Here is an 11,399-nt window from a genome sequence, read left to right on the forward strand (position 1 = left end):
TTACTTCAATGATTGCTAATGTGTGCCGCAGTCTTTGTAAGGTTTTAGACTTTTGTGCTCAGAAAGTGCACTAAAAAAATCTAAAACTCTGACCGTTCCAGGCCCTTACAAAGAAGTCATGGATGCTAACGAAAAAATTTGGAGTTTTACGCATGTATAAGAATAAAATCACGCGCGCTTTATTTATTGGTGCTGGTCTTTCTCTCGCTCTAGCTGGTTGTGGTGAAAAGCCTGCGGAGAAACAAGCTGCTGAGCCTGCTCCGGCTCCAGCCCCTGAAGCTAAATCTGATTCTAAAGAGCCAAAACTTGCTGCTGTTCAAGAATTGGTGCGTGGTAACGGTACAGAAGTTGCGACAATAGACCCTCATAAATCTCAAGGTGTTCCAGAATCCCACGTGATTCGCGATCTTCTTGAAGGCCTTGTAAACCAAGATGCGGACGGTAACAACATCCCTGGTGTTGCAGAATCTTGGGAAACTGAAGACAACAAAACATACACTTTCCACTTACGTGAAGACGCAAAATGGTCAAACGGTGATCCTGTCACTGCAGGTGATTTCGTTTACAGCTTCCAACGCGCAGTCGATCCAGCAACCGCCTCTCCATATGCTTGGTACATGGAATACACCAAGATGAAGAACGCAAAAGACATTGTTGCGGGTAAAAAAGATAAGAGCGAGTTAGGTGTTAAAGCGGTTGACGATCACACGTTAGTGGTTGAGTTAGATACTGCAGTACCATATTTTGTAATGATGATGGGCCACACGACAGTGAAACCTGTTCATCAAGCAACTGTTGAAAAGTTCGGCGATCAATGGACGAAGCCAGAGAACTTTGTAGGTAACGGTGCTTATGTTGTTGACAACTGGGTTGTAAACGAGCGTTTGGTTCTAAAACGTAACGAACAGTACTGGGACAACGAAAACACGACGCTTGACCAAGTTACTTTCCTACCAATCGAGAACCAAGTAGCGGAAATGAACCGCTTCCTAGCGGGTGAAATCGACTTCACGAACGAGCTGCCTACAGAGCACTTCAAGCGTCTGAAGAAAGAGCACCCACAAGAAGTGTCTGTAACCGGTAACTTATGTACTTACTACTACATCTTCAATACGAAGAAAAAGCCGTTTGATGATGTTCGTGTGCGTAAAGCGATTTCTTATGCGATTGACCGTAACATTGTGACCGATGCGATTTTAGGTCAAGGTCAAAAGCCAGCTTACTTCCTAACACCTGAAATTACGGCAGGTTTCAACCCAGAAATTCCTGCATACGGCAAAATGACGCAAGAAGAGCGTAACGCAGAAGCTGCGCGTCTATTGGAAGAAGCGGGTTACGGCGCAGACAACCCTCTTGAATTTAACCTTCTATACAATACATCAGAGAACCACAAGAAACTTGCGGTTGCACTGGGTTCAATGTGGAAGAAGACACTTGGTCTAGACGTTACGCTAGAAAACCAAGAGTGGAAAACTTACCTATCTACCAAAGATTCTGGCAACTTTGAGGTTGCTCGTGCAGGTTGGTGTGGCGACTACAACGAAGCTTCATCTTTCCTAACGCTGATGATGAGTAATAACACTACTGGTGGTATTCACTACGACAGCAAAGAGTACGATGCGATCATGAACAAAGCATTTGCTTCAACTTCTGACGAAGAGCGCCAAGCACTTTACCTAGAAGCAGAGAACTTGATGGCAAAAGATATGCCAATCGCACCTATCTACCAGTACGTGAAATCACGTCTACTATCACCGAAAGTTGGTGGCTTCCCAGTAAATAACGCGGAAGACAAGATTTACTCTAAAGATCTCTACATCACAGAGTAATTCGTAACTCGATAGAACTATAAAAATGAGGCCCTACATGTGAGAAATTGCATGTAGCGCCTATCTTTAGTCCAAAAGAATTGGACGACTTCTTTAATTTAACTGTCACAGACTGAAAGAGTGAGTTTATGCTTAAATTCATCGCAAAAAGGATATTTGAGGCGATCCCAACAATGTTGGTTTTGATCACCGTATCTTTCTTTCTTATGCGCTTTGCACCGGGAAACCCTTTCTCGACAGAGCGTCCATTGCCACCCGAAGTAATGGCAAATATCGAAGCTAAATATGGCTTGGATAAACCTGTATTTGAACAATACACCACGTATTTGACCAATGTTATCCAAGGTGATTTCGGACCGTCATTTAAATACCTTGATTACTCAGTAAACGAGCTGATCGCGGTTGCCTTACCTGTTTCGGCTAAAGTGGGCTTCATCGCCTTTATCTTTACTTTGATAATGGGGGTTACCGTCGGTACCATTGCTGCGCTCAAGCAAAATACTTGGATTGATTACACCATTATGTCGACTGCGATGCTTGGTGTCGTAATGCCATCCTTCGTATTAGCGCCTGCGCTTATCTACATATTCTCGCTTCACTGGAATATCTTCCCTGCGGGCGGTTGGCAAGATGGTAGCTGGCAGTATTTAGTGCTTCCTGTTATTGGTATGTCGCTACTGTATGTTGCTACCTTTGCTCGTATTACGCGTGGTTCGATGATCGAAACCCTAAACAGTAACTTTATTCGTACGGCACGTGCTAAAGGTCTAAGTTACCGTTATATCATTATCAAACACGCTCTTAAGCCGGCACTTCTCCCTGTTGTTTCTTACATGGGTCCAGCTTTCGTAGGTATCATCACCGGTTCCGTTGTTATCGAAACCATTTTTGGTCTGCCTGGTATTGGTAAACTATTCGTTAACGCTGCGTTTAACCGTGACTACTCGCTAGTAATGGGGGTAACCATTCTGATTGGTTTCCTATTCATTCTATTCAACGCGATTGTAGATATTTTACTTGCAATGATTGACCCGAAAATTCGCTACTAACAGGGACGTTTGGTTATGTTAACGAAAAAAGAAAACCTAGAAGCGATTGAGAAATTCTCCGAAAACTTGGAGATTGAAGGTCGCAGTCTTTGGCAAGATGCTCGTATCCGTTTCATGCGCAACAAAGCGGCGATGGTGAGCTTATTCCTTCTTGTTCTAATGACGTTGGCGGTTATTATCCTGCCAATGATCGCACCGTACACATTTGATGATACTGACTGGTACGCGATGCACGTTGCACCGAATGCTGACCATTGGTTTGGTACTGACAGCTTAGGCCGTGATTTATACGTGCGTACGCTAATTGGAGGTCGTATTTCGTTGATGGTAGGTGTTATGGGTGCATTTGTAGCGGTACTGATTGGTACGCTCTACGGCGCAGCATCTGGTTTCATCGGCGGTAAAGTTGACCGCGTAATGATGCGTATTCTAGAAATTTTATACGCGGTACCGTTTATGTTCCTGGTGATTGTACTGGTAACATTCTTCGGTCGTAACATCATGCTGATCTTCGTTGCGATTGGTGCTATCGCATGGCTAGATATGGCGCGTATCGTACGTGGTCAGACTCTTAGTCTACGTAGCAAGGAGTTTATCGAAGCGGCACATGTGTGTGGTGTAAGCAACTGGAAAATCATTACTCGTCATATCGTACCGAACGTACTGGGTATTGTAGCGGTATACTCTACGCTGCTTATCCCAAGTATGATTCTAACGGAATCATTCCTATCATTCCTTGGTCTTGGTGTTCAGGAACCAATGACAAGTTGGGGCGCTCTTCTACAAGAAGGTGCACAGACAATGGAAGTAGCAATCTGGCAGCTGGCATTCCCAGCAGTGTTCATGGTTGTGACGCTATTCTGCTTCAACTACGTTGGTGACGGCCTGCGCGATGCGCTGGATCCAAAAGACAGATAATTAAAAGATAAGATTAAGGAAGCAATGATGAGCTTATTAGATGTCAAAGATCTGCGCGTCGAATTCACCACGCAAGATGGTATCGTAACCGCAGTAAACGATTTGAACTTCTCTCTCAACCAAGGCGAAACCTTAGGTATCGTTGGAGAGTCGGGATCAGGTAAATCTCAAACCGTATTCGCAATCATGGGCCTTTTGGCTAAGAACGGTATTATTTCTGGTAGCGCAAAGTTTGAAGGCAAAGAAATCCTAAACTTACCAGAAAAAGAACTGAACAAAGTGCGTGCGGAACAGATCGCAATGATCTTCCAAGACCCAATGACATCACTGAACCCTTACATGAAAGTGAGTGATCAGTTGATGGAAGTGCTTATGCTGCACAAAGGCATGGGCAAAGCGGAAGCATTTGAAGAATCAGTACGCATGCTGGAAGCGGTAAAAATCCCTGAAGCGCGTAAGCGTATCACGATGTACCCGCATGAGTTTTCAGGCGGTATGCGTCAGCGTGTAATGATCGCGATGGCGTTGTTATGTCGTCCTAAACTGCTTATTGCCGATGAGCCAACAACAGCACTTGATGTGACGGTACAAGCACAGATCATGGACTTGTTGAATGAGCTGAAATCTGAGTTCAACACAGCGATCATCATGATCACGCACGACCTTGGTGTGGTTGCAGGTTCGTGTGACAAAGTGCTGGTGATGTATGCAGGTCGTACCATGGAGTACGGCAACGTAAATGAAATTTTCTATAATCCAAGCCATCCTTATGCGGAGGGTCTGCTGAAGGCGATTCCTCGCCTCGATACCGAGGGTGAAATTCTGCCGACCATTCCTGGCAATCCACCAAACTTGCTTCGTCTACCGCCGGGCTGCCCTTATCAAGAGCGCTGTCACCGTGTGATGGATCGTTGTAAGCGCGAAGCGCCAATTCTGACACCATTTGGTGATGGTCGTCAGCGTGCATGTTTTTCTGAATGGGAGGCTTGGAACAAATGAACGCAGTAGACAAAAAACTAATTCTGGACATTTCTGAGCTGAAAGTTCACTTCAGCATTGCCTCAAAGTCGGCATGGCCGTGGTCAAAGCCTTCGAGCCTGAAAGCGGTAGATGGCGTGAATGTTCGACTATACGAAGGGGAAACGCTTGGTGTAGTAGGTGAATCAGGTTGTGGTAAATCGACGTTTGCTCGTGCCATCATTGGTCTGGTTGAAGCTACTGACGGCCAAGTAGTGTGGTTGGGTCAAGACCTTACTAAAATGAAAAGCGTTCAGCGCCGTGAGACGCGTAAAGAAATTCAGATGATTTTCCAAGACCCATTGGCATCGCTGAATCCGCGTATGACTGTTGGTGATATCATTGCTGAACCTCTTGAGACATTCTATCCAGAACTGTCTAAGCAGGAAGTGAAAGATCGCGTTAAAGAGATGATGGCGAAAGTTGGCCTATTACCTAACGTGATTAACCGTTACCCACACGAGTTCTCGGGTGGTCAGTGTCAGCGTATCGGGATAGCGCGTGCGCTTATCCTTAAGCCTAAGATGATCATTTGTGACGAGCCAGTATCGGCGCTTGATGTATCTATTCAAGCTCAGGTGGTTAACCTACTTAAAGAGATTCAAAAAGAGTTAGGGCTTTCTCTGGTATTCATTGCGCATGACTTGTCTGTCGTTAAACACATTTCAGATCGCGTTTTAGTTATGTATTTAGGTAATGCCGTGGAACTTGGCGAGGCCGAGGCTCTGTTTGCTGATCCTAAGCACCCATATACGCGTGCGCTGATGTCTGCGGTTCCGATCCCGGACCCGGATATTGAGCGCAATAAGAAAATCCAAATGTTAGAGGGTGATCTTCCTTCACCTATCAACCCACCGTCGGGTTGTGTATTCCGCACTCGTTGCCCACAAGCAACCGAAGAGTGTGCGAAGACGAAGCCAAGCATTTTAGGTAATGACGTTCACGCTGTATCTTGTTTACACGTTAGTGTATAAATTCAGCCTGTGACGGGCTTAAGCGCGACACCTTCATCGGGTCGCGCTTTTTTTATGTGTCTGATTTATACATTCGAATTTCTTGAACATGATGTCCTAAGTTCGATGATTCTCTGTTTGATAGGAAACGCTAATATAGACACAAACAGAACGAGAGGAGAGCAATCATGGGTAAGTTGGTTGAAGGTGTTTGGCAAGATGTCTGGTATGACACAAAATCAAATGGTGGCAAATTTGTGCGCGAAGATGCCGGATTCCGTAACTGGGTTAAAAACGACCCTGATGCGGAGTTTACACCAGAGTCCGGTCGATACCATTTGTATGTCTCTCTTGCTTGTCCTTGGGCACATCGAACCCTCATTTTCCGCAAGCTGAAAGGTTTAGAACCACATATTGATGTCACGGTCGTTTGCCCTGATATGCTCAGCCAAGGTTGGCAAATGGGGCTTCCTGAGCCATTGTTTGGTCACACGCGCATGTATCAAATTTACACGCAGGCCAAACCCGATTACACGGGCCGCGTAACCGTGCCTGTACTTTGGGATAAAAAGACCAATACTATTGTGTCAAACGAGTCGTCAGAGATCATTCGCATGTTTAACTCGGAGTTCAATGCGTTAACAGGGAATCACGACGACTACTATCCAGAACATCTAAAACACGTTATTGATGAGTGGAACGATTTTGTTTATCCGAATGTCAACAACGGAGTGTATCGTTGTGGCTTCGCGACTACGCAAGAGGCGTATGAAGAAGCGTTTGATTCTTTGTTTAATGCGTTAGATAAAATCGATGCTCACCTAGCGACGCATCGTTACTTAGCAGGGAACACAATTACTGAGGCGGATTGGCGTTTGTTTACGACTCTTATTCGTTTTGATGCGGTGTATGTGGGGCATTTCAAGTGTAACAAGCAGCGCATCGCAGACTACGAAAATATACAAGGCTACTTAAAAGAGTTGTATCAAGTTGAAGGCGTCGAAGATACGACGGATTTCTATCACATTAAACGCCACTACTACTTCAGCCACACTGGGATTAATCCGACGCAAGTTGTACCAAAAGGGCCTGATTTAGACCTAAATACTCCTCATGGAAGAGAAAGGATTGGCTAGTTTGCTGCTTCCATCGCAAATGAAAAAGTACTTAACGGTTAGCAATGCCGTTAAGTACTTTTGTGTCATCTAAATACCGGGAGTAGGAAGTTTACTTTTTCATTCATCGCCACCTTACTTAGCGCGTACGATGTCCATCACTAGCTTTCCGTCCACTTTTACAGGACCGTCCTCTTTAGCGCCGAGCTTATACTCAAACACACCAGTCTTCATGCCACCTTTCTCTCCGTGGACCATTAACATCAGCATATCGCCTGATTCTACTGGTTCCATCAAAATTGCATTTACGTTTTCATTCTTTCCCATTTTTAACGGAGCGTAGCCGATAACAGGACCAGGCTTCATTGATTCGTCTGTTCGGTGGACAACCATCCACCCATTGTCATCAGCATGAGCCATTTCAGCGGTCACCGTTCCTCCGGACATATCTTGATCGACGCCTTTAATACTCGGGGCGGAAAAGCTGAATGAAGAAAAACTAATCAGAAACGCAGCTAAACCAAACTTTATCAGTGATGTATTGATGAAATCCTTCATATATATTCCTTAGCAGTCAATGAGTTTGTGCATTGCAGTAGCTTTTACGTATTTCCTAGCAAAAAAGTTTAGCTAAAACGTAAATAATGTCGATAAATTGAACAGGGACCGTGCTGGTTTGGAGCCAATGCATTTTGGGGAGTGGGTCAATCGGTGTAAGAACAAGCACGAGCAATGTCGATTAGGTATGGGGGGCGATAGGAAGAAAAGCTTTGTGCACCAGTAATTATAGGTTGTGCAGTGATTGGTATAAAAACAAATAAGTGTTCTGGCCAGCAATAGAAAAAGCCCTCGACGAATCGAGGGCTTTGTATCTATATCCAACTAGATGTCAGAAGCGATTATTTAGCTTCTTGGTCTGCTTGGATAGCTGTTAGAGCGATGGTGTACACGATGTCGTCTACTAGCGCGCCACGAGACAAGTCGTTTACAGGTTTACGCATACCTTGCAGCATTGGACCGATAGATACTAGGTCAGCTGAACGTTGTACCGCTTTGTAAGTCGTGTTACCCGTGTTTAGGTCTGGGAATACAAATACTGTCGCTTTACCTGCAACTGGAGAGTTTGGTGCTTTAGAAGCAGCAACGTTTTCCATAATAGCAGCGTCGTACTGTAGAGGACCGTCAATGATAAGATCAGGACGTTTCTCTTGAGCCAGTTTTGTTGCTTCACGTACTTTATCAACGTCTGCACCCTTACCAGATTCACCAGTAGAGTAAGAGATCATTGCAACGCGTGGTTCGATACCAAATGCTGCTGCAGAGTCAGCAGATTGGATAGCGATTTCAGCAAGCTGTTCAGCAGTTGGATCTGGGTTGATTGCACAGTCACCGTAAACCAGTACTTGATCAGGCAGAAGCATGAAGAATACTGAAGATACGATAGACGCATTTGGTGCCGTCTTGATGATTTGGAACGGAGGAACGATAGTGTTCGCCGTAGTGTGAACAGCACCAGAAACTAGGCCGTCAACTTCGTCGTTCTCAAGCATCATTGTGCCTAGGAATACTGAATCTTGTAGCTTCTCACGAGCCACAACTTCAGTCATGCCTTTAGCACCGCGCAACTCAACTAGGCGAGCAACGTAGTTTTCACGAACAGCATCTGCATCAATGATGGTTACACCAGTACCTAGCTCAACGCCTTGTTGAGCCGCTACGCGACGGATTTCATCTGGGTTACCTAGAAGTACACAGTCTGCAATGCCGCGTTCAGCACAGATTGCCGCTGCTTTAACTGTGCGTGGTTCGTCACCTTCTGGAAGAACGATACGCTTACCTGCTTTACGAGCAAGTTCAGTTAGCTGGTAACGGAACGCTGGTGGGCTTAGACGACGAGACTTCTGAGTGCCTTCAGTCATAGACTCGATCCAGTTACCGTCGATGTGGCCAGCAACGTGTTCGTTGATGAACTCGATACGCTCTTTATCGTCTGCAGGTACTTCGATGCTGAAGCTCTGTAGGTTTAGAGACGTTTGCCAAGTGTTACCTTGTGCTTTGAAGATAGGTAGACCAGTGTCGAATGCTGGTTTACATAGGCCTTCGATTTCGCTAGGGATATCGTAACCGCCAGTTAGCAGTACTGCACCAATATCCACACCGTTCATTGCAGCAAGAGAAGCAGCAACGATAACATCAGGACGGTCTGCAGAAGTAACAAGTAGAGAGCCCGGTTTGAAGTGCTCAATCATGTTTGGCAGAGAACGTGCACAGAAAGTGATGCTCTTGATGCGACGAGTGTTGATGTCACCTTCGTTGATGATATCTGCTTTCAGGTGCTTAGCCATGTCGATTGCACGAGTCGCAATCAGATCAATGCTCCATGGCACACAACCTAGTACACGAATTGGAGAAGTGTTAAAAATTTCCATCACTTTCAATTCGTTTTGTTTCGCGCTGTCTGCATCGTCAAAGATTTCAGATAGGTCAGGGCGAGTACGGCCAGCTTCGTCAACAGGAGCGTTTAGCTTGTTGATGATAACACCTGAGATGTTTTTGTTTTTAGTGCCGCCGAAGTTAGAACATGCTACTTCGATACGCTCTTTCAGTTGCGCAGGGTTATCAGTACCTGGAGTCGCAACTAGCACGATTTCTGCACCAAGTGTTGCCGCGATTTCCGCGTTTACTTGGTTTGCAAATGGGTGCTTACGAGTAGGTACAAGACCTTCGATTAGCGTAACGTCTGCGTCTTTGTTGATTTGGTTGTAACGTTCAACAACGGTTTCTAGCAGCTCGTCCATGTTGTCGTTACCGATTAGGCTTTCAGCAACAGACATCGCCATTGGTTCACCGATCTTCATATCGCTGTTACGACCAACGATAGTTGAAGTCAGATCTGGCTGATCACCACCTGAACGTGGCTGACAGATTGGCTTGTAGAAAGAAACTTTAACGCCTTTACGCTCCATAGCGCGAAGAACACCCATGCTAACGCTTGTTAGGCCAACGCCTGCGCTAGTAGGGATAAGCATAATAGTACGAGACATTCGTAGAGTACCTTTAGCTATTTGGGGGATAAAAGCTCAACTCTTATTCCATGAAGCTCGAAGAATAGGAGTTGAGCCCCTAAGAAATTCGTTTGAATGAAAATCTGGCTAGCCGAGTGGCTAGCCAGGAATTCAATTAAAGACCTGTCAGGCGAGCAGTGTCTTCAGCGATGACTAGCTCTTCGTTAGTAGAGATAACCATTGCAGGGATACGGCTGTTTTCAGTCGTGATAACGCCTTCGCCGCCGAAGCGAGCTTTAAGGTTAGCTTCGCTATCTACTTCGATACCGAAGATGCCAAGACGGTTTAGAACCATTTCACGGATAGGGCCAGAGTTCTCGCCGATACCGCCAGTGAAAGTGATTGCGTCTAGACGGCCTTCCATTGAAGCAGTGTAGCCAGCAACGTATTTAGCTAGACGGTGGCAGAACACGTCCATTGCGCGTGTTGCTTCTTCTTTTTGACCGTAGTTGTCTTCAACGAAACGACAGTCAGAAGTCACTTCAGTTAGACCTTGAAGACCAGACTCTTTAGTTAGCATCGTGTTGATTTGATCAACAGAGTAACCTAGAGCGTCGTGTAGGTGGAAGACGATAGCAGGGTCGATGTCGCCACAGCGAGTACCCATTACCAGACCTTCAAGTGGAGTAAGACCCATAGAAGTGTCTACAGATTGACCGTTCTTGATCGCACATACAGATGCGCCGTTACCTAGGTGACAGTTGATGATGTTTACTTCTTCAACTGGTTTGTTTAGTAGGCCTGCAACTTCACGAGTGATGAACAAGTGAGAAGTACCGTGCATGCCGTAACGACGGATACCGTGTTCTTTGTATAGGTTGTATGGAAGAGCGTATAGGTAAGACTCTTCAGGCATAGTTTGGTGGAACGCAGTGTCAAATACAGCAACGTTTTTCAGCTCTGGGAAGTTTTTCTTAGCCGCTTCGATACCGATGATGTGAGCAGGGTTATGAAGAGGTGCAAATGTTGCAGCGTCTTGAATACCTTTTAGAACTTCATCAGTAATTAGTGCAGATTGAGTGAACTGCTCGCCGCCGTGAACGATACGGTGACCGATTGCGCCTAGGTTAGCTTTAAGCTCTGGCTTAGAAGCAAGAATAGTTTCTACCATAAACGCTAGTGCTTCTTCGTGAGCTGCACCATTGCCTAGTTGAGCTTCGTGCTTGCCATCAAGTTTCCACTTGATGCGAGCTTCAGGAAGGTGAAGACACTCAGCAAGACCTGACAAGTGCTCGTCGCCGTTCTCGGCATCAACAACGGCAAATTTAAGAGAAGAACTACCGCAGTTTAAAACTAAAACTAGCTTAGACATGTATGACTACCTGTTATTCGTCTGATAAAAAATCAGTTAAAGAATGAAAAATTAATCACAAGAATAGCCGATACCCAGAAGGCTGCGTACTAATCCTGGTCAAAAATTGTTCTAATTCCATATAAAGAAATAGTGATGAAC

9 protein-coding genes are annotated in these 11,399 nt (G+C 45.4%); 6 read left to right on the forward strand and 3 right to left on the reverse strand.

What is annotated here, in order from left to right; translation table 11 throughout:
- The first annotated feature begins 152 nt into the window (after positions 1-152).
- The 6 genes from CAG68_RS13480 to CAG68_RS13505 all read left to right on the forward strand — a co-directional run bounded on the left by CAG68_RS13480 (position 153) and on the right by CAG68_RS13505 (position 6,902).
- Entirely contained in the window at positions 153-1,829 is a 1,677-nt protein-coding gene (locus tag CAG68_RS13480; RefSeq protein ID WP_161441264.1) for an ABC transporter substrate-binding protein, read from the forward strand.
- Between the two features lie 128 nt (positions 1,830-1,957).
- Positions 1,958-2,878: an oligopeptide ABC transporter permease OppB gene (gene oppB / locus CAG68_RS13485; protein WP_005380786.1), complete on the forward strand. Its 921-nt coding sequence runs from the start codon at positions 1,958-1,960 to the stop codon at positions 2,876-2,878.
- Positions 2,879-2,893: 15 nt separating this feature from the next.
- Positions 2,894-3,796, forward strand: a complete 903-nt coding sequence (oppC, locus tag CAG68_RS13490; protein WP_017633861.1) for an oligopeptide ABC transporter permease OppC — start codon at positions 2,894-2,896, stop codon at positions 3,794-3,796.
- A gap of 27 nt (positions 3,797-3,823) precedes the next feature.
- Entirely contained in the window at positions 3,824-4,795 is a 972-nt protein-coding gene (locus CAG68_RS13495) for an ABC transporter ATP-binding protein (RefSeq protein ID WP_005380792.1), read from the forward strand.
- On the forward strand, positions 4,774-5,787 hold the full coding sequence (gene oppF, locus CAG68_RS13500; RefSeq protein ID WP_272926331.1) for a murein tripeptide/oligopeptide ABC transporter ATP binding protein OppF: 1,014 nt from the start codon (positions 4,774-4,776) through the stop codon (positions 5,785-5,787). Before CAG68_RS13495 ends, oppF begins: the two co-directional genes overlap by 22 nt.
- A gap of 167 nt (positions 5,788-5,954) precedes the next feature.
- Positions 5,955-6,902: a glutathione S-transferase family protein gene (locus CAG68_RS13505; protein WP_042523110.1), complete on the forward strand. Its 948-nt coding sequence runs from the start codon at positions 5,955-5,957 to the stop codon at positions 6,900-6,902.
- Positions 6,903-7,016: 114 nt separating this feature from the next.
- Here the strand turns inward: CAG68_RS13505 and CAG68_RS13510 are convergent, their stop codons facing one another.
- From CAG68_RS13510 to CAG68_RS13520, 3 genes are all read right to left on the reverse strand, one after another.
- Entirely contained in the window at positions 7,017-7,439 is a 423-nt protein-coding gene (locus CAG68_RS13510; RefSeq protein WP_161441266.1) for a DUF7282 domain-containing protein, read from the reverse strand.
- Positions 7,440-7,780: 341 nt separating this feature from the next.
- Positions 7,781-9,925: a phosphate acetyltransferase gene (gene pta, locus CAG68_RS13515; protein WP_005380805.1), complete on the reverse strand. Its 2,145-nt coding sequence runs from the start codon at positions 9,923-9,925 to the stop codon at positions 7,781-7,783.
- Between the two features lie 136 nt (positions 9,926-10,061).
- Positions 10,062-11,258, reverse strand: coding sequence for an acetate kinase (locus CAG68_RS13520; RefSeq protein ID WP_005380807.1), 1,197 nt, complete (start codon positions 11,256-11,258; stop codon positions 10,062-10,064).
- Positions 11,259-11,399: the final 141 nt, after the last annotated feature.

It is taken from the genome of Vibrio sp. V42_P2S4T144, from assembly GCF_009904715.1.
GTDB classification, from domain to species: Bacteria; Pseudomonadota; Gammaproteobacteria; order Enterobacterales; family Vibrionaceae; genus Vibrio; species Vibrio alginolyticus.